The 23,481-nt window shown below is 37.2% G+C and carries 22 protein-coding genes and 1 pseudogene; 6 read left to right on the forward strand and 17 right to left on the reverse strand.

Features of this window, described 5'->3' with window-relative positions; genetic code table 11:
- Window positions 1-63: 63 nt before the first annotated feature.
- The 3 genes from ACTJJ9_RS15160 to ACTJJ9_RS15170 all read right to left on the reverse strand — a co-directional run bounded on the left by ACTJJ9_RS15160 (window position 64) and on the right by ACTJJ9_RS15170 (window position 1,143).
- Entirely contained in the window at window positions 64-525 is a 462-nt protein-coding gene (locus ACTJJ9_RS15160) for a DUF1284 domain-containing protein (protein WP_145581216.1), read from the reverse strand.
- A 233-nt stretch (window positions 526-758) separates the two neighbouring features.
- Window positions 759-920, reverse strand: coding sequence for a hypothetical protein (locus ACTJJ9_RS15165; RefSeq protein ID WP_170944286.1), 162 nt, complete (start codon window positions 918-920; stop codon window positions 759-761).
- 25 nt (window positions 921-945) lie between these two features.
- Complete coding sequence (locus ACTJJ9_RS15170) at window positions 946-1,143, reverse strand: DUF2187 family protein (protein ID WP_095299520.1); 198 nt, start codon at window positions 1,141-1,143, stop codon at window positions 946-948.
- 222 nt (window positions 1,144-1,365) lie between these two features.
- On the opposite strand from ACTJJ9_RS15170, the gene ACTJJ9_RS15175 reads away from it, so the two are divergent.
- Together ACTJJ9_RS15175 and ACTJJ9_RS15180 are read left to right on the forward strand one after the other, a co-directional pair.
- Entirely contained in the window at window positions 1,366-1,995 is a 630-nt protein-coding gene (locus tag ACTJJ9_RS15175; RefSeq protein ID WP_095299519.1) for a TetR/AcrR family transcriptional regulator, read from the forward strand.
- A gap of 110 nt (window positions 1,996-2,105) precedes the next feature.
- Entirely contained in the window at window positions 2,106-2,810 is a 705-nt protein-coding gene (locus tag ACTJJ9_RS15180) for a GTP pyrophosphokinase (RefSeq protein ID WP_145581233.1), read from the forward strand.
- A 53-nt stretch (window positions 2,811-2,863) separates the two neighbouring features.
- On the opposite strand, the gene ACTJJ9_RS15185 is transcribed toward ACTJJ9_RS15180, so the two are convergent.
- From ACTJJ9_RS15185 to ACTJJ9_RS15230, 10 genes and pseudogenes are all read right to left on the reverse strand, one after another.
- Window positions 2,864-3,934, reverse strand: a complete 1,071-nt coding sequence (locus ACTJJ9_RS15185) for an NAD(P)-dependent alcohol dehydrogenase (RefSeq protein WP_145581217.1) — start codon at window positions 3,932-3,934, stop codon at window positions 2,864-2,866.
- Window positions 3,935-4,193: 259 nt separating this feature from the next.
- On the reverse strand, window positions 4,194-5,447 hold the full coding sequence (gene rhaA, locus ACTJJ9_RS15190) for an L-rhamnose isomerase (protein ID WP_145581218.1): 1,254 nt from the start codon (window positions 5,445-5,447) through the stop codon (window positions 4,194-4,196).
- A 25-nt stretch (window positions 5,448-5,472) separates the two neighbouring features.
- Complete coding sequence (gene rhaB, locus ACTJJ9_RS15195; RefSeq protein WP_095299516.1) at window positions 5,473-6,882, reverse strand: rhamnulokinase; 1,410 nt, start codon at window positions 6,880-6,882, stop codon at window positions 5,473-5,475.
- A gap of 169 nt (window positions 6,883-7,051) precedes the next feature.
- A complete protein-coding gene (locus tag ACTJJ9_RS15200) occupies window positions 7,052-8,017 on the reverse strand; it encodes an AraC family transcriptional regulator (RefSeq protein ID WP_145581219.1) in 966 nt (321 codons plus the stop codon).
- Between the two features lie 31 nt (window positions 8,018-8,048).
- Entirely contained in the window at window positions 8,049-8,810 is a 762-nt protein-coding gene (locus tag ACTJJ9_RS15205) for a DeoR/GlpR family DNA-binding transcription regulator (protein WP_145581220.1), read from the reverse strand.
- Window positions 8,811-9,333: 523 nt separating this feature from the next.
- Window positions 9,334-11,406, reverse strand: a pseudogene (locus ACTJJ9_RS15210) (bifunctional aldolase/short-chain dehydrogenase); the annotation flags it as partial.
- Between the two features lie 223 nt (window positions 11,407-11,629).
- Window positions 11,630-12,349, reverse strand: coding sequence for a LutC/YkgG family protein (locus tag ACTJJ9_RS15215; RefSeq protein ID WP_217451442.1), 720 nt, complete (start codon window positions 12,347-12,349; stop codon window positions 11,630-11,632).
- Between the two features lies 1 nt (window position 12,350).
- Window positions 12,351-13,775 carry a LutB/LldF family L-lactate oxidation iron-sulfur protein gene (locus tag ACTJJ9_RS15220; protein ID WP_095299509.1) on the reverse strand — a complete coding sequence of 475 codons (1,425 nt, stop codon included), beginning with the start codon at window positions 13,773-13,775 and terminating at the stop codon, window positions 12,351-12,353.
- Between the two features lie 3 nt (window positions 13,776-13,778).
- Window positions 13,779-14,501 carry a (Fe-S)-binding protein gene (locus ACTJJ9_RS15225; RefSeq protein WP_145581223.1) on the reverse strand — a complete coding sequence of 241 codons (723 nt, stop codon included), beginning with the start codon at window positions 14,499-14,501 and terminating at the stop codon, window positions 13,779-13,781.
- Between the two features lie 247 nt (window positions 14,502-14,748).
- A complete protein-coding gene (locus ACTJJ9_RS15230) occupies window positions 14,749-16,029 on the reverse strand; it encodes a uracil/xanthine transporter (RefSeq protein ID WP_095299507.1) in 1,281 nt (426 codons plus the stop codon).
- Window positions 16,030-16,515: 486 nt separating this feature from the next.
- Between ACTJJ9_RS15230 and ACTJJ9_RS15235 the strand changes: the two genes are divergently transcribed.
- Together ACTJJ9_RS15235 and ACTJJ9_RS15240 are read left to right on the forward strand one after the other, a co-directional pair.
- Window positions 16,516-16,902 (forward strand): sporulation protein, encoded by a 387-nt coding sequence (locus tag ACTJJ9_RS15235; RefSeq protein WP_095299506.1) that lies wholly within the window; start codon window positions 16,516-16,518, stop codon window positions 16,900-16,902.
- A 112-nt stretch (window positions 16,903-17,014) separates the two neighbouring features.
- Complete coding sequence (locus ACTJJ9_RS15240; protein ID WP_370877249.1) at window positions 17,015-17,299, forward strand: YkvA family protein; 285 nt, start codon at window positions 17,015-17,017, stop codon at window positions 17,297-17,299.
- Between the two features lie 119 nt (window positions 17,300-17,418).
- On the opposite strand, the gene ACTJJ9_RS15245 is transcribed toward ACTJJ9_RS15240, so the two are convergent.
- The gene (locus ACTJJ9_RS15245) at window positions 17,419-17,847 is read right to left on the reverse strand and encodes a hypothetical protein (RefSeq protein WP_095299504.1); all 429 of its coding nucleotides are present in this window, start codon (window positions 17,845-17,847) and stop codon (window positions 17,419-17,421) included.
- Window positions 17,828-18,052, reverse strand: a complete 225-nt coding sequence (locus tag ACTJJ9_RS15250) for a helix-turn-helix transcriptional regulator (RefSeq protein ID WP_145581225.1) — start codon at window positions 18,050-18,052, stop codon at window positions 17,828-17,830. The genes ACTJJ9_RS15245 and ACTJJ9_RS15250 overlap by 20 nt, the downstream gene beginning before the upstream one ends.
- Window positions 18,053-18,289: 237 nt before the next feature.
- Between ACTJJ9_RS15250 and ACTJJ9_RS15255 the strand changes: the two genes are divergently transcribed.
- Window positions 18,290-18,766, forward strand: coding sequence for a small multi-drug export protein (locus ACTJJ9_RS15255; protein WP_095299502.1), 477 nt, complete (start codon window positions 18,290-18,292; stop codon window positions 18,764-18,766).
- A gap of 52 nt (window positions 18,767-18,818) precedes the next feature.
- Here ACTJJ9_RS15255 and cstA read toward each other — a convergent pair whose 3' ends face one another.
- Together cstA and ACTJJ9_RS15265 are read right to left on the reverse strand one after the other, a co-directional pair.
- The gene (cstA, locus tag ACTJJ9_RS15260) at window positions 18,819-20,609 is read right to left on the reverse strand and encodes a carbon starvation protein CstA (protein WP_145581226.1); all 1,791 of its coding nucleotides are present in this window, start codon (window positions 20,607-20,609) and stop codon (window positions 18,819-18,821) included.
- A gap of 246 nt (window positions 20,610-20,855) precedes the next feature.
- Entirely contained in the window at window positions 20,856-22,112 is a 1,257-nt protein-coding gene (locus tag ACTJJ9_RS15265; protein ID WP_095299500.1) for a DUF445 domain-containing protein, read from the reverse strand.
- A gap of 408 nt (window positions 22,113-22,520) precedes the next feature.
- Here ACTJJ9_RS15265 and ACTJJ9_RS15270 point away from each other — a divergent pair, with 408 nt between their 5' ends.
- Window positions 22,521-23,285 carry a sulfite exporter TauE/SafE family protein gene (locus ACTJJ9_RS15270; RefSeq protein WP_095299499.1) on the forward strand — a complete coding sequence of 255 codons (765 nt, stop codon included), beginning with the start codon at window positions 22,521-22,523 and terminating at the stop codon, window positions 23,283-23,285.
- Window positions 23,286-23,481 lie beyond the last annotated feature (196 nt).

The following is a 23,481-nucleotide window of genomic DNA, read 5'->3' on the forward strand; positions in this document are numbered from 1 at the left end:
GATAATATTTTGTGTTTTTATATTTGATAAAAGTTTATTTTTGCAATTGAGGGACAGTCCCCATTATGTTAATGGGGATTGTCCCTCTTTTGCGTGTCCCTCTTTTGCGTTTTTTATTTCCCTTAATCCCTTGCCTTCAAGCAATTCTCGAATACCTTCCTCACATACTCCAAATGTACGCCATGAGCATGTTTCACATACAGTTTGAATAACAGAAGGTATGACATGCTTTCTAATCGATGATTCAATTTCCTCCCAGGGAAGGATTTGGCCTATTTCAAGTCCTACTTTCTCTAATATAGCAGCATCTCTAGTGTAAATATTGGCATCTTGGCAGTGGTATTCACCTGTGTTTGGATACTTCTCACATAAATGGTCAGGGCCTTTTACGAGCTGAATTAACGTCTTTGGGTTGTTCCTCAAGGTTTGATGCAACCTTGTCATATTTTCGACGTATTCCGCTGAATAGCCCATTCCTCGATAGCCAAGAAGACAGAAAAGATGATGACCTCGCAGCTTATACATAGCTTCCTCCAGTTTAAACGATTTATCAATTTGTTAACTACAAAACTAATAAAGTTAACACAACATCGATTTTACTATATCCAACCCGATTTTCACACAATTAATTATTGAGAACATATATGTCTATTAATAAAAATTAAGTTATTAACAGTCCAATCCCTCTATAATACGAAAAATCTTTCACCGAAGAATGAAAAAAAGGAGCTAATCTCGTTAGCTCCAATTATCTATATCTATTCACCTTTTAATATTTTATCATCATTAATCGGAAGGGTAATGATTTTCCCACCAATTTGGACATGCATTGTATCTTGAAAAATTGCTTTTACAATACCTTTTAATGATATTGTTGAATTAATTGTAATTGGTTTGTTTGTTTCTGCTGTCATCTTCATCTACACCTTCCTAGTCAAAATATGATTAATTTATAATTTGATAGTGTTTGTGAGAAACTACAGTTAACGGTGTTTCAACATTAATTAAATATGCATCATTTTTGCTTATTGTAACGATAACACTTTGTTCTCTTACCTTGTACACTTCGCCGGCTATTTCTATTCCATTTCGTGTAAAAAGGATTTTATCCCCTTCTTTTGCCATTTTATCATTAACCGTCATATAAATTACACTCCATTTTTAAATAGATGTAAAAAAAATTTTATAGTTTTATATAGTTTCTACATGGTTACCCGACTAGATGAAAAGATCCGTGAAACCTTATAGCTCTCCTATAATATGAACTATAGTTCAAGTATTGCATGTTAGACAATTTCTGTCAACAAAAATGAACTTTAGTTCACGTTTTGCTTTTTTATGGTATGATAGTGATGAGGTGATACTATGTCTGAGCATGATGATGAAAAGTTAATTGGGGTGTATCCTTCTGTTCCGAAACAAAAACGGGCTCAGGAAAAAAGACAGGCACTACTCGAAAGTGGCCGAGTATTGTTTATCGAAAAAGGATATGAGCAAACAAACGCTAAGGAAATTGCATCTCATGCTGGTGTTGCAGTAGGAACGTTTTATCGATATTTCACCGATAAACGGCAACTGATGATGTCACTTTTAGAGGACCAAATCGACAAATTATTGCCACCTGAACCAAATTGGTCATTTGTCGATCCCGAACGGTTTTTTGCGAGTGTAATGGAGCAGCATTATTCACAAATCAATCAGATTGGATTGCATCGATTGCTCCCTGAATTGTTACTAAAGGACCCGCAATTAGCTGATATCATAGCAGCGGCAAGAAAAAAGGTTCATGATCGAATTGTCTCTGACCTTAAGAAGGCTCAAGAAAAGGGATTAATTTGGGGGGATCTAGATTTAGATACTGTCGCTTGGTCCATCATGGTATTATCTGAGAATATCCCAGAACGATTAGTGAAATCAAAGGGACAGGTTGATTATTATGAATTATCTAAAGTCATTTGTCGACTCGTCTTCCCACCACAGATCTTCAAACAATAACGTTATCTTGATCTGCTAATTGTTGTACTAATATTCAAAAAGAGAGGATTTTATCAAGATTGAATATAGAAAATTTTAATTTAGATGATATAAAAAAAATAAAGCTTGAAATGACTAGATTTTTAATGGGTTATAAATTTGCCCTTGATGAAATGAATACGAAAATCAATATTCTCAAGGATGAGTTTAATTATATGCATGACTATAACCCGATAGAACATGTAAAATCACGCTTAAAATCCCCTGAAAGCATTATGAAAAAGGTGATGAAAAAGGGCTGTGATTTATCATTACATTCGATAAAAGAAAACATTCGTGATATTGCGGGAATTCGAATTACTGTTTCCTTCATTTCAGATATTTACAAATTGAGTGAAATGCTCGCTTCCCAAAAGGATATCAATGTCATTGAGTGTAAGGATTATATCGAGCATCCAAAGCCCAATGGCTACCAAAGTTACCATATGATATTAGAAATTCCTATTTTTATGTCTGACCGTGAGGAAAATGTTTATGTTGAAATCCAAATTCGGACGATTGCGATGGATTTCTGGGCAAGCCTAGAGCATAAAATTTATTATAAATACAATAAAAAGGTGCCTAGCCGGCTTGTTCATGAATTAAAGGAGGCTGCAACGACAGCTTCTGCGTTGGATAAGAAGATGGAACGATTAAATAAAGAAATTATGGTTCTTAAGGAAAACGATATTGTGAATAACGATGAGTTTCTCTTTCAATTCAACGAGGAATCATTTAAGCTCCCACTTACATTAATCGAAAATTTAAGTAAACAAGCTCAAGGTCAAAAAAAATAATCGAAACGAAAGAAAGGCGATAGAGGCTTTTAGCTTCAACGCCTTTCTTTTTTCTATCCCTCGATATACCCGTTCGGATAAACGATTACTTTTAAGCTCTCCTTCTTATTTACCCTCGCTCTTTCAAGGGCTTCCTTTGTTTCTTCCAATACAAATTTATCTGTAATTAATGAAGTTAAATCAGTAGTTTTTAAAAATTCAATTCCCTGAGAATATGTATTTGCATACCGGAAAATCCCGAATATATCTAATTCATTATCAGCAATAAGCGGGACATTAAGGGCAATTTCATCTTGAGGCGGGAGCCCGACAATTGCTAGTTTTCCGCCACGTTTCACAGCCTTTAACGCCGATCTTAACGCATGTGGATTACCAGCTGTTTCAAAGGCAACATCGACACCTTTTCCATTTGTAATTTGCAAAATCTGTTCATTTGGATCTCCATTCGCAATATTAATGGCATGAGTAGCACCTAATCTTTTCGCTGCTTCAAGTCTATTCGCTTCTAAATCTGTCACGATGATGTTTGATGCACCGAAGGCCTTTACCGCCGCAACAGCTGTTAAACCTACAGGCCCCATTCCCATTATCGCAACAGACGAGCCTGGTTGTAGCTGGGAGCGCTTTGAGGCATGGATGCCAACGGAAAACGGTTCGACTAATGCAGCCTCTTCAAAAGATAGCTCATCTGGGATCGGAAATAAAAAATCCTCCCGATGTTTAAGATACTGGACAAATGCACCGTCGATAGGTGGGGTTGCAAGAAATTCTACATCTGGACAAAGATTGTATCTTCCTTGCTTGCAATATTCACATTTACCACATGTAATCCCTGGTTCAATTGCTACCCGATCACCGATCTTAAACTTTGTTACCTTCTCCCCGATAGCAACGACGATGCCTGCACATTCGTGACCTAGAATAATCGGTTTTTCAACAACATACCGGCCAATTCTCCCATGTTCATAATAATGAATATCTGAGCCACATACCCCAACAGTCATCACCTTTACAAGTACCTCATCACCTTGAACGCCTGGAACGTCCATTTCCTTTATTTCTATTTCAAAAGGTTTATTCATGACAGCTGCCTTCATAACAGCTGGAAGTTCATGTTGATTCATTTATATTCTCCTCCCCTTTGTTTAATAGTGTATTCGCTTTCATTATATGGTGTTTAGTAGAAACATGAAAGGAAAAAATGTACTATTTTAGTATAGTAGAAAAGCGCAAGCGTCATCGTTCGCTTCAGACAAACAAGGTACAAGAGGCTGTTGTGGCTTGTAACCAGAAGGATTTCTATACCAAAACTAAGTACACATTAACTTTTCTTTTCAGTAAAAAACCCCTACAGATGAACTTCTATAGGGGCATGCTTCTATCTTATCTTTTTGCTAAAACTTCTTCCTCATATTTCTTTACGTCGTCTAACCAGCTTTCCTGTACTGGAACTCCCATTTGCTCACAGTAGTAGTCCCAAATAGCACCAAACGGATAGGATTTGAATTCTTCAATGAGTGCCAATCTTTCTGTGAAATTGCCTTCATCCTGTAATTTCTTTAAGTGGTCATTTGGCATTAATAATGCATATAGCAATGCTTTAATCATATTGCGAGTACCGATTGTCCATGCTGCGACACGGTTAATGCTTGCATCGAAGAAGTCTAAGCCGATCATCACTTTATCTAACGCATTGTTTCGCACAATTTCAAGGGCTATTTCTTTAAGTTCGTCATCAAATGCAACGACGTGATCACTATCCCAACGAACAGGGCGTGAAACATGTAGAGCAAGCTTATCACTGTAAAGAAGCATTGCCGAAATTTTGTTAGAAACGACTTCTGTTGGATGATAATGTCCTGTATCTAATAAGCATAGTTTATTATTTTTTAAGGCATAGCCTAAATAAAATTCATGTGAGCCGACAACATATGATTCAGAGCCAATGCCAAATAGCTTGCTTTCAACCGCATCTACGTTATACTTTTCATCAATGTCTTCAGCAAAGATTCTGTCGAGAGATTCCTTTAAACGTACTCTTGGTGTTAGACGGTCACTTGGTACATCCTTATAGCCATCCGGGATCCAAATATTCGTTAAAGCTGGTGTTCCTAATTCCTTACCGAAATATTCCCCGATTTTGCGACTTGCAATACAGTGGTTAATCCAATACTCTCTTATTTCAGGATCAGGGTGTGATAATGTTAATCCGTCTGCAGCCTTTTCATGGGAAAATAATGTTGGATTAAAATCAAGTCCTAGACCATGCTCCTTCGCCCAGTTTACCCAGTTTTCAAAATGCTTCGGTTCTAATTGGTCACGTTCGACAGCCTCACCATTTGTTTCCGCATAAATTGCATGCAAATTCACACGGTGTTTTCCTGGAATGAGGGAAAGTGCTTTTTCTAAATCATTTCTAAGCTCTTCAGGAGTTCTTGCCTTCCCCGGATAATTACCAGTGACATCGATACCGCCAGATAATTCACTTTTATTTACTTCAAAGCCACCAATATCATCCCCTTGCCAGCAGTGAATTGAAATTGGTACGCTTTTTAACGTTTCAATTACGTTATCTACTTGAATTCCCCATTTTTCATACTGTTTTTTAGCAAGCTCAAAGCTTTCTTTCATTGTCATTTTTTCTTCCTCCAATACTAGATTTTTATACATTAAGCGCTTTATATGTTTTTACCTCAAATGAGTCTTTAATGATTTTTCTTGCTTCGTCGATATTTGCTATTTCCCCTAATGCCATTAGCTGTGCAACAAGATTGCCGATTGCCGTCGCCTCAACTGGCCCTGCATACACTTCCTTTTGCAACACATCAGCTATTAATTGATTAAGCATTTCATTTTGGCAGCCACCACCAATAACATTGATTTTGGAATATGTTTTTTCAAAGATTTCTTCTATTTCATTGATGGCATTTTTATAGCTTTCTACTAAACTTTCATACACACATTTTGCTAGCTGTCCTGGTGTTTCTGGCACCTGCTGCTTTGTTTCCAAACAATATGCTTGGATTTCCTCAATCATATTGTCAGGTTTAAGAAATCGATCATCATCAACATTAACGATTGAGTGAAACTCGGTTTCAGAGCGAGCAAGCTCAACTAGCTCAGCAAAGGAGTACCGGTCATCATAATTTCGTTTTACCTCTTGAATCATCCATAGCCCCATAATATTTTTGAGGAAACGGAAGCGATAGTCGAGTCCACCTTCATTCGTAAAATTATATTCCAATGCTTTTGGAACACAGATTGGGAAGTGGTTTTCGACACCGATTAACGACCATGTACCAGAGCTTATATAAATTGTATCCTCCAGTTCAGGAACAGAGATCACTGCTGATCCAGTATCATGTGTTGCAGGAAGAATGACCTTCATATCAAAGCCAAACTCAGCTACCAACTCCTCAGATAAGGTTCCAAGAATTGTTTTTGGCGGCTTTATTTCGTGAAATATGTCCCTATTGATGTCTAATTCATTTAATAGGTCTGCATCCCAATTTTTCGTAAATGCATTGACTAGCTGAGTTGAAGTTGCATTTGTATATTCATTTGCCTTTTTCCCTGTTAATAGAAAATTGAAATACTCTGGTATCATTAAGAAGCTCTTTGCCTCTTTTAATACGTCAGGAGATTTTAGCTTTAACGCATATAATTGATAGATTGTATTAAATTTTTGAAATTGGATTCCTGTTTCTAAATATAGTTTTTCTTTAGGAATTTTCTTAAAAACCTCTTCCATTACTCCATCTGTTCGCGGATCCCGATAGGCAACAGCATCTGTTACTAGCTGATTTTCGTCATCTAATAAGACAAAATCAACAGCCCATGTGTCAATCCCGATACTTTCCGGCTTAATGCCTAATGAGTTACATGCTTTAATTCCTGTTTTTATTTCTTGAAATAACCGTTCAACATCCCAACAATAATGGTCACCTTTACGGATGATGTTATTTTCAAATCGATGTATTTCATTCAATTTAAGCTTACCATTCTCAAGATGCCCAAGAATTAACCTTCCACTTGATGCACCGATATCAACAGCTAAGCTATATGTACTCATTTAAACACCTCCATTGAAAACGTTTCCTTTATTCTATAATAAAAAATAACGACATATAATCCTATATCGTGGTTCAACATATTTTTTGTCCTTATTTGCAAAAAATCCACAAAAACGAAAAAGGCTATCAAATCCGCTTACTTATATGGGATAGATAGCCTTTTCTTCATTATTTTTGTCCTGTTTTATCACGATATTTTTTCGGTGTATAACCATATTTGCCTTTAAACACACGATAAAAATAACTGATATTTTCATAACCAACCTGCTCAACGATCGCACTGATTGATAATGAGGTATTTTCTAATAATTCCTTTGAGACAGTTAGTCTTTTTTCTTGGAGCAATTCCTTAAACGTATAATTTGTCGCCTTTTTGATTTGTTTGCTTAATGCATAATGTGGCTGCTTTAATCTATTTGCAAGGTCATATAATGTAGCATCCTTATAATGCTCTTCAATATATTTTAATGACTCAACGATCGTTTGATGTTTTCCGTCATTTTCCTTATATTTCACTTTATCTAAATGTTTAATAAGCTCGATCATAAAGAGACCCATATACAATTTGATCGTTGATTCAGACATCATCGAAGGCCACATCATTTCTTCAATGATTTTTTTGATGAGCTCTTGAATGCTTTCTACCTTTGAAACAGCAAAATAAAGATATTGCCCATTTTGCGTATGGTTAAATAAGCTATTCACTAAGAAGTTACTTAACAAATTTTCGGTCGTTAAATAGGAGAAGATAAACGAAAAAAACTCTGGGCGGATAATAAAATTAATAATGATATCCTCTTCTCCACATGCCTTTAGCTCATGCTCAATATGTTGATTTAAAAAGAGTAAATCACCCTTTTTCAAGGTGAAATTCTCCGTTCCAACCGTTTGATGAAGCTCGCCATTATAAACATAATTCACTTCAATATAATTATGCTTATGCTTTGGAAAATCAACGAAGCGAGTATGCTTGCGAATCATAATCATCGTATTATTGTTAAGAAATTTTTCACTTTCAACGATGAAATGCTCCTGGCTTGTATATAGCTCCTTTTTCACTTCTTTTTTCTGCTGGAGCATGAGCTTTTCTTCGTCATTTAATTGTAATAACTCCGTAAATAGGTCAGCTCCCATTTCCTATCCCCTCTTTGTCAGCAAAGCTAGCTCATTTACTAATCTTCATCACAATGCCTTTTTCCTCAAATATCTTTTGAGCGTTTGCAGAGATTTTTTCATCTGTTAACACACATGATACTTGCTGAATATCAGCAATATGAGCAAAGGTTCGTACCCCAAACTTAGTTGAATCTGCCATTACAATCGTTTCATCAGCTATGAGCATCATTTGTCTTTTTAATAATGCCTGCCATTCATTTGAGTCGCTCAAGCCACCTTCAATATGGACGCCCTTACATGAGATAAATGCTTTATTGACATGATACATATTTAATGAACGTTCAGCTAATGGTCCAACATATGAGAGTGATTTAGATAATAGCATCCCACCTGTTGAAATCACCTTAATCTGTTCTTTTTTACTTAGTTCAATTGCAACCTTAATTGAATTCGTAATAACGGTTAACGGTATATCTGGCATTTCCTTCGCCATATACCATGTTGTCGTACTTGCATCTAATACGATTTGATCATTTGGTTTGATGAGCTTAACCGCTTCAATGGCAATTGCCCGTTTCTCAGCAGCATTCGTAATTTCTCTTTCCATATAGGAAACCTCTGCTTGTTCATCCTGAATGCTAACTGCACCACCATGACTTCGGCGTAAAAGATTTTCCTTTTCAAGCTTTTCTAGGTCACGCCTTATTGTTTCTTCTGTTACATGAAAGAGTTTACTTAGTTCTGTTACTCTTATGCTTAATCTTTCATTTACTACATCAACGATTTTTCGATGTCTTTCTGCTACAAGCATTTCTTATATTAACCTCCTGTTCACTCACAATGAGGAATGTTCAATCATGAATAGAGCTTACTTGCACGATTTGCTTGTAGGCTCTTTATTAATTATGACATAATCTATTATTTGCGTATAGCATATGAAAATGGGATTTATGAAGCGTTTTCAAATGGTTTTTTTATAGGTTATTAAAAATTTGTTTTTACACTCTTTGTTACTACGTGAATGTTCCGCTTACAATATCCATTGACTAATTTGTTCATTAACTTGGTAAAGCTCGTTGTCCTAAAATTTCCACGTTGCTGGACTTTGCAATGAGTTTTCTTTGGAGTTCTTCTCCCATAGGAATCTCATCGCTAAAAACGATAACTACGTTTACAGTCTTTTCTAAAACTAGTCATTTCATGATACAAATGAAGGTGCAATAGTCGATTGCTATTACACCTTCATTTTCGTTTCAGATAAGATAAAGTTCTAGAGCTGTTCGTTCTTTCCTTCTAGCTTCTTGTGTTTATGCCTTTCAAGGCACCTTTTTCTATTATCTAGTGAATGCTGCAGGTACTCCACCGTCAACTGTTAGCATACATCCTGTTGTGCGATCAGATTTAGAAGAAGCAAAGAATAAAATCGATTGTGCGATATCTTTCGGATAGATGTTAACCAATAATGTTGTACGCTTGCGATAATGTTCTTCTAATTGGTCTGGGTGAATGCCGTATGCTGCTGCACGTTCTTCTCTCCAGCTTGAGCCCCAAATTGCTGAACCTTGTAACACAGCATCTGGAAGAACAGAGTTAACGCGAATACCATATTGTCCGCCTTCAGCTGCAATACATCTTGCAAGATGAGTTTCCATCGCCTTAACAGAGCTATATGCTGCTGCATTTTTCCCAGCGTAAACTGAGTTTTTAGAGCCGATAAATACCATATTTCCGCCGACACCTTGTGTTTTCATTTGCTTGAATGCTTCACGCGCAACAAGGAAGTACCCTGTTCCTAGCACATTCATGTTTAAATTCCATTCTTTAAGTGATGTTTCATCAAATGGACTTGATGTAGCAAGACCTGCATTGTTAACGATAATGTCAACACCGCCGTATGTTAATGCTGTTTTTTCGAATGCAGCTTGAACTGCTTCCTCACTTGTCACGTCCATTTTTACTGCGATTGCACGGCCTTCACCGTATTGTTCATTAATTTCAGCTGCAACCTTTTCTGCACCTTCGATATTAAGGTCGGCAATGACAACATGTGCACCTTCTGCGACAAATTGGCGACAAGTTTCACTACCGATCCCACCTGCTCCACCAGTTACAAATGCTACTTGGCGAGAAAATTCTGCTTCAGCTGGTGCTAAAGATAATTTATAAAGCTCTAATGGCCAATATTCAACATTGTAAGATTCATTTTCATTTAATGATACAAAGTTTCCTAGAGTCGTAGCACCTTTCATAACCGCAATTGCACGATGGTATAAAGCACCACTTACATTAGCCATTGCTAATGTTTTCCCTGTGTTTACCATACCGATACCAGGGATTAAAATAACACGTGGAGCTGCTTCAGAGATTTTGTCTCCTTCGTTTTTGTTACGCTCAAAATATGCTTTGTATTCCTCTTTAAAGCTTTCAACACCTGTTTTTACTTTTTCAATTAAGCTAGCAACATCCTCTGTTTGCGGATTCCAATCGATATATAGTGGCGTCATTTTTGTATGTACTAAATGATCAGGACATGCAGCGCCAACCTGTGATAATTCCTTCGCATTGTTGCTATTTACAAATAGTAAAACATCTTCTGCGTCATCATATGTTAAAAGCATTTTCTTTTCATCGCTAACTGCACCACGGATAACTGGCATCACTTGAGCTAGGACGCTTTTACGGTCTTCTTCTGAAAGAGCTTCATATTTTTGTCCGCCAAATGCCTTTTCCTCTACTAATCTAGCTTGAATGTATTGCTCTGCCTCATTAATGATTGAAATTGTTTTTTCATAGCTTTCTTCTGCTGTTTCTCCCCAAACGACTAAGCCGTGTTTTTCCATTAACACTAATTCTGCATTTGGATTGTTTTTAACACCTTCTGCAATCATTTTAGAAAGAGTAAATCCTGGGCGAACATATGGTACCCATACGAAGCGATCCCCGTAAATTTCCTCAGCAATTTGTCGGCCGTTGTCCGCACAGCATACGCTAATAATTGCATCTGGGTGAGTATGGTCAACATGCTTGAATGGTAGGAATGCATGTAATAATGTTTCGATTGATGCACGTGGATGCTTGCTATCAATCATGCAATGAGCTAGATAAGCAACCATTTCTTCATCAGACATTTCGTCACGCTCGATTAATGGACGGATATCCTCCATTCTTAAACCTGTGAAATTATGTGCCTTCATTGTTGCTAAGTCCGAGCCGCTTCCTTTCACCCACATGACTTCAACATCACGGCCGCGAAAGTCCTTCTCAATTGTTTTCATTGAAGTGTTACCGCCACCCCAGTTACATACAGAACGATCAGATCCAATAAGATTTGAACGATAAACTAATTCCTCCACTCCCTTTGGTAATGTTGCCGCTTTCTCTTTATCCCATAAACTTTTAACCATTTTTGTTTCCTCCTCTTTATCGTTTGTTTATCTCTTTTTTCATATTTGTTTATCTGTTTTTGATTATACATTATGTTTGTTTATTTTTGAATATCTTTTTTGTTTATTTTTGAAATTTATATTTATTTTGACTGTCAACATATGCTCACACTCTACTTTTCTAAAAATCATAGAAAAAAGCATACTAGCTCACTTCAGTTTGAGTTTCGTATGCCTTTATTTTTGTTTATTTATCCTCCACAACAATATACGTCGCTTTTATCGGCCCGTGGACACCCACAATCAAATTTAATTCAATGTCAGCACTATTGCTTGGTCCTGTAATAAAGTCTATACATGAGGCAATGTTTTTGCCTTCTTCCACTTGCTTTTGGATCATTGCTGTTGCTTGTGTCATCCGCGGTACTAATGTACTTTTTGGGATGATCGCAATATATGTTTTCGGAAGAAGACTAACCGTTCTTCCTTTATTTTCACTGCTGAAGAGGACGACTGTTCCTGATTCTGCTAAGGTGATGTCACTGTATGTGATGCCGACATCTGCCTTTTCCGCTGCTTCGATATTTTTTTCCATAAGGGATGGATCCCAAATGTGGACAGCTTTTCCTTCCGCTGGCCACTTCGTTTGCAGGTGGTTTAAAAGAGCAAACTCCTCATGACGAGGGTCATTCCAAGTGACAACACGATTGACCTCATATTGTGTAAATACTTCTTCAATTACTTGTAGTAGTCCTTCAGCCTTCGTTTCAATAAATTGCGTATGGATTACTTCACAATGCTTCTTTAACACTTCCACTAATTGATCTTGAGTAGCATCCTTTAAAACATCATATTGTGGAGCATGCTTCCACACAGGTTTTTGAACATCCTTCTTCCGCTCGCGGCCAAGCTTAGCTGCCAGTTGATTTAAAAATGGTTCGCGACCAATGATTTGCCCTTGTGCCAACTTACTCGCCACCCTTCTCACGCTTTTTATACCAATCTCGAAATCTTTCTTTATTCGGTGCTGGGAAATCACGAACATCTGTCCATGGCTTTATAGGGCCTGGCCCCTTTTGAATACTGTTTCCTCCGGTAAATGGCGCCATGACGGTTGATGCAGATTTTGTTCCTGCCTTATATATAGCTGGGTTGCTTACAGCTAACTGATAGCCTTTCATTGCAAGCTTTTCAGCGAATGGAGACTTCTTTTCATCCTCAACAATCTTTCTTCTATGCTTTATGAGCAATTCATGCAGAGGAATTTTTACCGGACATGCATCTGTACATGCTGCACATAAGCTTGATGCATAAGGTAATTCCTTATAATCCTCATAGCCTCCTAGCAACGGGGTTAAAACCGCACCAATTGGACCTGCATAAATCGAGCCATATGAATGACCACCGATATGACGATACACTGGACATACGTTGACACATGCAGCACAGCGGATACAGTGAAGAGCACTTTGAAATTCTGTACCTAATATATTTGAACGACCATTATCAACAATGACAAGATGAAACTCTTCCGGACCATCAACATCCCCATCTTCCTTTGGGCCTGTTAATCCAGTTATATAGCTCGTTAGCTTTTGCCCAACAGAGCTTCTGCATAATAAACTAACTAAAATATCAAGCTCTTCCCATGTTGGCACAATTCTTTCCATTCCCATCACGGTAATTTGCGTCTTCGGTAAAGCGGTTACAAGTCCAGCGTTCCCTTCATTTGTAACAAGACTAATCGATCCGGAATCTGCTACAGCAAAATTACAGCCTGTTATGCCTAAATCAGCACTTAAAAATTCCTGACGCAGCTGTTCTCTAGCAAAAAGGGCAAGCTCTTCAGGGACTTCCGATTTTTGATAGCCTCGCTTTTCCTTAAAAGTATCACGGATTTGCTCTTTGTTTTTATGAAGTGCTGGTACAACAATATGTGATGGTGGATCATGGTCATCAAGCTGTAAAATATATTCACCTAAATCCGTTTCAATCACATCACATCCAGCCGCTTCCAATGCAGCATTTAAGTGGATTTCCTCCGTCACCATCGATTTCGATTTAACGATTTTCTTCGCTTGCTTTTCTTTGACAACCTTTGTTATATATTCATTTGCCTCTTCCTTCGTTGTCGCAAAAAATACATGACCACCGCGTTTTATCACGTTTTCGCTAAGCTGCTCTAAATAATAATCTAGGTTTTCAAGCGTATGTGTTCGAATTTCTTCCCCGAGCTTACGCCATTCCTCCCAATTTCCTAGCTCATCTGCTGCCGCTAATCGCTTACCTTGCATTCGTTCCTGGGCAGATGCAACCGCATTTCGCATAAATGAATTATTAACACCTTTATCAACCCGTTCAAAAAACTTGTCATCACTGATTTTCATCGCCATGCTTTATTTCACCTCACTATTGAGTACTTCTGCAATATGCATCACTTTTATCGGCTTTCCTTTTCGGTTAATCCGTCCACCTATGTTCATGAGACAGCCACAGTCTGCACCGATTAATATTTCTGCTCCTGTTTCCTCAACATGCTGAACCTTCTCATCAACCATTTGCTCAGAAATCGGCACCATTTTCACCGAGAACGTTCCACCAAAGCCGCAGCAGTCATGACTATTCGGCAGTGGCTTTACATCCAAGCCATCAACATTTTCCAACAGCTTCAATGGTGCGTCTTTCACACCTAATAGCCGTGTCATATGACATGATTTATGATACGTAGCACATGCTGGTAAACTAGCATTGACGTTTTCTACCTTTAATACCTCAACAATAAATTGAGTTAATTCATATGATTTACTTGCAAGCTTTTCCGCCTTTTTCTTCCAAACCGGCTCATCCTTGAAGAGATGCCCATACTCACGGAGCATTGCAATACATGATCCAGACGGCCCAACAACATAATCTGATGCCTCGAATGTCTTAATCATATGCTTGGCAACTTCCTTCGTTTCCTTATGATACCCACTATTATAGGCTGGTTGACCACAGCATGTTTGCTGCTCAGGGAAATCAACCTCACACCCAAGCTTTTCTAATAATTCGACAGTATGCTTTCCTACATTTGAATAGAAAACATCTGCTAAACATGTAATAAAAAGAGAGACTTTCAATCTAGTAACCTCCTTCATAGAAACTAAATCCTCAACTACTTTTCTTGATTATACTACTTTTGTTTTTGTTTTAACACCCGTTTTTGTTTGTTTTTATTTATTTTGATTTGTTTGTTTTGTTTTTATAGAAAATGTGAGTATGAGGTTAGTTGTTTTGGAGTTTTTTTAAATAATCCGAGAAATGCAAAATGAGGGAATAACTCCTTCCCTAAAGATAATGTCTACCTCAAGGTTAGGAGTTAATGATTTAATCCACTACTTTATCCCATTTGATGAGTTTTTCAATAAAAACGGATAAAAGCACACCTACAATAAACCCATTACCAAAAAGCGGCTGTAAATAGATTGGTAGGCTAGTAAATACTTCGCTATCTAGCGTCATAATCGATACCCCTACTAAAATAGGAATCGCTAATCGATAAATCGTTTTCGATGAAAATTGGTAGCCGTTTAAGCTTTTTATCGACGTTCCAAATAGTTGAAGATAAGCAACAAATAAAACCGCATTTCCGACTGTAATCGGTAATGTTGCTAATAATGAGCCTAGGGCTGGAATGATTCCAAGCAGAACCATCAATCCCCCACCTACTAGAAACGGCCTCTTATTTACCATTTTCGTACTTTCCAAAAATCCAATAGATGATGCATATGGCGAATAGGAGATTAATCCGAAGACCGGTGCTAGTGCTGCATATAAACCTGTTAATAAATAAGAGCTTTTATATTGATGACTGCTCGCTGTCTCGTTAAGTATTTTTGACGTCGCTTCAACTGTTGTTCTCGTATTGCTTAAATTAACTAAACAGCCAAGAAACGTAATTAAAATGATGCTTACTTGTAAATTTGGTTGCCCAAACGGGAACAAGGTGAGTGAGCTTGCTTTGCTCGCCATCGCTATATTTTCCGGAAATAATAGATCATAGCCAATCCAGCCTACTATCATCCCGATAAGGATTGAAAAATTACTAATTGCTTTCTTTCCTAATATATTTAACAAACAGACAAAGATGACGATCACAATTGAAAAAAGTGAAATAGGGAGATCTAGCTTTCCGTTATCATTTATTTTTAGCATCCCTGTAAAAAAGGTAAATACTAATTGAAAGGTAAGTAAAAATAAATAAACACTCATGACTGTTGGTGTTAAAATTTTATTGATTAGCGGAAACAGATTAAAGATTGCAAGAATCATTGTAAAAATTCCTGCTAGTATCATCCCTGTTGCAATCCCGCCACCGATTTCCTCTAAGCTCATACCTAGCGATGAGGCCGAAAAGCATAAATTTAGAACAAGTCCCCATATTACTCCTGAAGGACCTTCCATAATCGGATAGCGATGCCCCCACACCCCCTGCAGAATGCATGCAATTCCCGTAAAAATAAATGAGCTGCGTTGGATTGTTGCGACCTCATATGCTGGAATATCAAATGCAGCCCCTATTGAAATCGGGACTACTACTACATTTGCAAAAATAAAAAACAACCACTGGATTGAACCAAATGTAGCTGTTATCATCGACTTACTCATTTTATGATCCTCCTAAAATCTCTTAACCTTTTCTTCAACATTCATATTATCGCAAAAAAATTTTTAAAACAAAGAGTGATTAAATTCACCGCGTGAAGCGATTAACATTTTTGTCACAAATTACCTAATAAATATTCAAAAACCTATTGACGCTGATAGAAAAATATTTTATGATATTCTCAAATCAATATCGGATCTCCTAAAGGGGAGTAGCTTTTACAACAAAGTCGTCATTACAGAGTGTTTTTATCACTCTCGGCTATGTTGGCAACGCAAACGTTGTTAGCAAGACCTTTACTTAACGGTAAAGGTCTTTATTTGTATCTAAAACCTTTACCTCAATCGGTAAAGGTTTTTTTATACCTTCTAACTCTACCTAGATCCGATAAAGGAGAATGAAAGGTGTAACTTAAATTACAGAAAAACATCGAAGCATTAACGATAATAGATGAAAAGACTACAAAAATTTAGGAGGAAAACAAACGTATGTTACTTAGGAAATATATGTCACTTTTAGGTGTTGGATCTGCGATGATTGATCTTATTTTGCCAAAGGAAACCTATAAAAAGGGCGAATTAATTAACGGATACTTTTATATTAAAGGCGGAACAATTGAACAGAAATTAAAAAGAATTGAATGTGATTTAGTCTTGTTAAATCAAAAAACAGGTGAAGAAAAAGTCCTTGATACAGCAATGGTATTGTCATCAAAGCAAATCAATTCAGAGGAAGATAGCCAGGTGTCATTTACGTTCAAGTTACCTGAGGATATCCCATGTTCATCAGAAACGATATCCTATCGCTTTAAAACAAAATTAACGTTTAATAAAGGTGTTGAAAGCAAAGACCAGGATATTATTCAAGTCATCTAATAATAAGAGGGTTTCTCCTTTCAGATAAAAAGGAAATTGGGCATACTAAAAAAATCTACTAAAATACAATCATCCTAGAAAATATATTCATTAGTATACCTACTAAGAAAGAGTGATTTACTTGTTCAAATTTTTTAAAAGAATAAAATTTATCCTGACGTTTTGGAAATTCATCCCGTTCTTAAAGGAGTTTTTCCTCTCAAAGGAAGTACCTTTTCGCAAAAAAGGCATTTCAGTCATCTTGTTGCTTGTCTATATCTTTTTCCCATATGATTTGATTCCTGACTTTTTACTTGTATTAGGAATTTTTGATGATGTTGTGATCGCTACCTTTATTTTGCAGAGAACGATTCAAATGGCACCAGAATCACTAAAAGAAAAGTATCGACTTACTTAAGAAATAGCAAGTACGTAAATTGTATGTTTATGTATAAAAATATGATTTATACAAGTCAAATCAATTTCAAGCATATATCAAAAAGGGGAAACTTATCACTTTTTAGTAGGTTTCCCTTTTTATTCGTCATAATCATCCTCTTGCTTTGTTCGTAAATAGTAGATATAAAAGACTGGCACAAGGCTACATAGAAATAATATCCCTCCAGCCACCAAACCATCATTTATTGTATATCCATCTGTTAATGTTACGAGAAAGCCAACTACTGAAGAGATCATGACTGCTACAAGAAGTGAAATCGTCAAACCCTTTTTCGGGGCTTTATTGCTTTTTTCATGGTCTACACTAATATTCATCGATAAATAGAGAGAAATGACCGTTGTTATCATGAATACAAGCCATAAAGGATTTTCTCTCATACCTTCTAGTCCTTTAGTTATGAAGTCAAAGCCTAGTATCCCAATAATTCCGGCAGTTTGAATCATGTAGGCAAATCGGATATTTTTTAAGTTTTGCAAGATTAAGCGTTCATCTGTTATTTTTTTCATTCTCCCCATTCTCCTTTTCCTTCCAAAATATTTCATCAAGCGTTTTATTAACTACATAACAAATATCAAGACAGAGCTTTAAGGTTGGATTATATTTCCCTTTTTCAATTAAACTAATTGTTTGGCGAGTGACACCGATTTGATCAGCCAATTGTTGCTGTGTTAAACCAACTTGTACACGGGCTATTTTCACTTTATTTTCCAAACTTTTTCATCCCTCCCACTAAAATAGTAACATATATATTACATAATTCAATATATATGTTACATCTTGTTGTGTTTTTAGCTTTCTGCCATCATCAATATGCCTTGTTACAATAGTGCACACTATCCTTATTCCATTCTATTTCATAACAAATGATACACTATTTGGAATTTATGAAACCTTTTCTCAAATTACACGTATAGGTAATTACAGATAAAAATTGGAGGATTTAAACTTATGATGGAATGGTTGCAACAGTCAGAAGGAATTTGGCAATATATAGTATTATTTTTACTTGCAGCAGCACCGCTATTAGATGTATTCATTGTTGTCCCACTTGGGGTTGGGTTAGGGCTGAATCCTATTGCCGTAGGAATTATTGGTTTTGCAGGAAACTTTCTTATGGTCGTCATTTTAGGACTCTTTTTTAAACAGTTCTCAAAGTGGCGAGAAAAAAGAAGAGCAAAAAAGGGGATTACTGGGCCAACCAAAAGGGAAACAAGGGCAAGACGGCTATGGGAACGGTATGGTCTACCAGGGTTAGCAATACTCGCACCGGGATTAGTTGGTACAGACCTAGCGGCTGTATTAGCGTTGACTTTCGGTTCATCTCGTAGATGGGTTATTATGTGGCTGGCTATCAGTCTCGCTATTTGGACAATTGCATTGACGATTGGATCTATTTACGGATTTAGATATATGGAAATCATATAAAAACTAGGGTTGGGTATCTTCGTTTGGAGCCCAACCCTTGCTTTTTTGCTACTTAATAAGTAGCCTCTAGCTGTCTGCGTGGCGTATTCCAGATTTCTAGCCATTTTTTAATTGCTGATATAAAGATCACTACCCCAAGAATGAGCATAATGACTGAAAGTATAGCGTTTAATACATTATAGCCGGCTGCTGCTGGATTTAAGTATACATGCTTCACCATCCAATACCCTGCATAATTAACGGTAACAAACAAATAGGCAAGCGGAATGAGACATGTTAACATATATCTTCGTTTGTCGGCAATTTTTAAGATGACGGTTGCACCAACGATTAATCCAATTGAAGCCATAAGCTGGTTTGAAACACCGAATAATGCCCATACCGAGCCAATATCTCCTGAATAAAGCAAGTACCCCCACATCAAACAGGCTAGCGCACTAGCGAAAATATTCCCTGGTAACCACTCCGTCCTTTTCAAAGGCTTATAAAATTCTCCGAAAAAGTCTTGAATGAGATACCTAGCAACTCGTGTACCTGCATCTATCGCAGTTAAAATGAACACCGCTTCAAACATAATGACAAATTGAAAGAAGTAGGATGATAGACTTTCAAACCATGGGATACTAGTAAAAATATAGGTCATCCCAACGGCCAAAGTTACCGCGCCACCTGTTCTTCCTTCTAAATCTAAGCCAATTTCCCGGGCAAGCTCTGGCAAATGAATAACTTCCATCCCTAATGTTTTAAATACTTCTGGGGTAGAATTAATTGCGAAATAATCTGCTGGCTGTAAAGCAGTTGCTGCAATTAGAGCCATGATACCAACAAGGCATTCGACTAGCATCGCCCCAAAGCCAACTACCTTAATATCACTCCATCGGTCGAGCATTTTCGGTGTTGTCCCTGAACCAACGAAGGCATGAAAGCCAGAAATCGCCCCGCAGGCAATTGTTATTGAAATGAACGGCCAAACTGGTCCTGCTAAAATTGGACCGCCACCGTTAACAAACTCTGTTACCGCAGGGAAATGGATGGATGGATTAATGATAAACACTCCGATAATTAAAGCAAGGAAGACGCCAATTTTCATAAAGCTACTTAAATAATCCCTTGGTGCAAGCAATAGCCAAACTGGTAATGCTGCCGCAAAGAATGCATAAATAGGTAAAATAAGTGCCAATGTCTTTGAATCAAACGTAAGAAAATCGCCTAAAGCTGTCCCTTGAATCGATGGTCCAATAAAGACCGCGAGCATAAGTAAAATAAAGCCTACAGTTGATGCTAATTTTAAATTACCCGTTTTCTTATAATAAAGCCCTACTCCCATCGCAATCGGAATTGTTGTTCCTACAGCAAAGGTTCCCCACGGATTTTTTTCTAGCGCATGCAAAACAACCATCGATAAACCAGCCATTGTAATCGTGATAATAAAAAGCATCGCAAGTCCTGTACAAAATCCGGCAACAGGTCCAAGCTCCTCTTTTGCTACTTCTGATAACGATTTTCCTTTTTTCCGCATTGAGGCAAAGAGAACAACTGCATCATGTACTGCCCCACCGATAACGGCTCCAATTAGTAACCAGAGCAGACCAGGCAAATAGCCAAATTGTGCAGCTAAAATTGGTCCAACTAAAGGTCCTGCCGCTGCAATTGCGGCAAAATGATGTCCAAATGAGACCCATTTGTTAGTCGGTACATAATCTTTACCATCATTTACTTCATGCGCAGGCGTTGGCTTAGAATCATCCAGCTTTAGTACTTTGACAGCCATAAAGGTTCCATAGAGACGGTAGGCGATCATTAAAATACACATCGAAGCAATAACTATTGTAATCGCATTCATAACTTTGTCTTAACCTCCTTTTTTAACGTCTATTTCCATCCTACGATGTGTACATGTAAAATATGAAGGTTTTCTATTTCTTTTCTATTAAATGCTTTTGTTAAACTTGCATGAACTGGCGAAGCGGGATTTTCATAAATAAGTAGCTGTTGTCTCGATGTATTTCGACAAATACAAAAAGGCAATACCGCTCTATTGATATGCAGTATTGCCTTTTTTGTTTTTATTTCAATTGCTATCTTAATTCTATACGAGACTTATTAAACCATGGATTGCTGTTAATATTATCCCGATAATGAATCCACAAACCGCCCCGTTCACTCGAATCCATTGCAGATCCTTGCCGACATTATTTTCTACCATATCTATCAACGTTTCTGTATCAAGCTTATCCAAATTCTCTTGAACGAGATTGCCAATTTGTGCGTGGTTTCTTTCAACAAGAATCGCGATTTGCACTTTAATCCACGAATCGATCGCCTCTTGATTTTCCTCTACCTTTTCTAGTAAATACTGCGTCATCGGCATGAGATAGCGTTCTATGAAATCATCGCTTTCAATGATCTCAATAACATTTTGCTTAATCTTGCTAAGCGTCTCTGTGATTTGTTCATCTGGCTCCCAATTTGCTAAAAGCTTCTCTCGCCATTTTTCGACTCCACTAACGAGCTGTTGATTTTCGCTCATTCCAATCATTTGCTTGCGAATATACTGAATGAGTGCTTTTCGATTTGGTTCTTCCGCATGCTTTAAACTTTTGATGCCACTCATCAATAAGTTCTTCACAATATTCCCCATCTTTTCCTCATTCAGCAAGCTTTGAATCGATTTAAGAGCAAACTGAAGTACTCCATCAACTTGAACCTTGCTTAAAACGTTCATCGTCACAGCTCCAAGACGACGGCTTGTCTCTTCCTTACTTAGCCAGGTTTCAGCTTCTCTTAACACATAATCTAATGCCTTCTCGTCCACCTGTTCTTTAAGCAGGACAGAGCTTAAACGGTCTAAAAGCTTTTTCAAATCTAAATTCGAGATCGTCATTTCCAATTGTTTTTTAATAAACGGTGTTATTTTTTCAACCTCTACATACTCAATTGCTTGCCTTAATAGCTTGCTGATTGTCTTTTTAAAGCGCTCCTTTTCGATTTCCTTCTTTACTAACGGGATTAACATGTTCGTAAAAGAAATTTGCTTCACCTTGTCTTGGATGCTTTCCTTAGAAAGCCAATCATTCTTTAACATGGATACGAGCGCATTTGTTACTCTTTGGCGATTATTCGGGAGCAATGCTGTATGTGGGATACGCAGGCCAAGTGGATGACGAAATAGTGCAGTAACGGCAAACCAATCGGCTAAACCACCGACTAACCCAGCCTCAAATCCACCTTGCAATAAATCGATCCAAATCGAACCTTGAAAGGGAATTGTCGCAATAAATCCCACACCCATAATAATTAGTGAATATGTCGCAATTTTTTTCGATTCCTTTGTTTTTGGTGACATTCTATTACCTCATTCTTATAAGAAATAAAGATCTTCCCTAAAACAAAATATTAGCATACATTATCTCGTTACCTCAATTTTTAATCATATTGTTTTCACAAGGCTTGTTGCTTTTTACATATTACTTTTGCTGTTTTTGTCTTCGATTACAGATACTCAGCTTAAGCTGGTCAGGCGGTTAAGCCTCTTCAGGGTACGTCTGGATTCCTCTAAGCAGGAGTCACGTAATTCGTTTAAGCTGTTTTTAAAAAACAACAGCTTCTTAGGCATTTTAAGATTTCAAATTCACCAATTTTGGGTGTTTGTAATAAAGTATTTAGTGAAAATATTTAGAATATTGTTTACTAACCTTCGTGAATGTTATAAAATCATATAGATATACTCGGGTTTATTTTAGGAGGAGACAAAATGAGCGTTAGTATCGTAGTAATGGGATTAGCAGTTGGCATTTTAGTAGGTTTAACTGGTGTAGGTGGAGCTGCCTTGTTAACTCCTCTTCTTATAGCATTAGGGATAAATCCTACCATCGCAGTAGGAACAGATCTTGTTTACAATTCGATTACGAAATTGTTTGGAGTCGGACAGCATTGGAAGCAAAAAACGATTAATTTTAAAATGGTAAAATATTTGGCGATGGGAAGTATTCCTAGTGCTGTAGTTGCAATTACCACTCTTTACATGTTTCCAGCATTTCACGAGCATCAAGAAAAAATTATTAAGCATGCGCTTGGCTATGTGTTAACAATTGTAGCCATCTCAATTATTATTCGGGTATTTTTTGATAAAAAAATCCGTCCGAACCGCTGGCAATTGCTTCCTTTGGATCAGAAGAAGACTCTAACGATATTAATAGGTGTCGTTTTCGGCTTTATCGTTGGTTTAACATCCATTGGCTCTGGCTCATTATTCGCGATCGCTATGCTCTATTTGTATAAATTAAAGCCTTCGGAACTTGTAGGTACTGATATCGCTCATGCATTTTTACTAGTAACAGTTGCTGGTATCCTTACTGCAAGCTTTGGAAGCGTTGATTACATGCTAACAGCCAACCTCTTAATTGGGTCTATTCCCGGAGTAATCTTTGGTAGTAAGTTATCCACTAAAGTCGCCGCTAAACCACTACAGGCTGTGATGGCAACGATTATTTTATTTAGTGGTTTGAAGCTTATTTAATAAAGGCAAATAGATAAGGAAGCTATAGATAAATTGATGAACATCACAACTAAAGATTGTTATTTTAACCTATGAGAAAGAGGCTGGGACATAACTAGCTCTAAATAGTGAGAAAGGTGAATTTGAGGGTACTCAAATTCACCTTTCTCTATTTTTTTGTGTGAAATACTCCATTACACTACTTGTTTGGCAGTGA

Origin of the sequence: Metabacillus sp. 22489 (genome assembly GCF_052044855.1) — a bacterium.
GTDB lineage: Bacteria > Bacillota > Bacilli > Bacillales > Bacillaceae > Metabacillus > Metabacillus niabensis.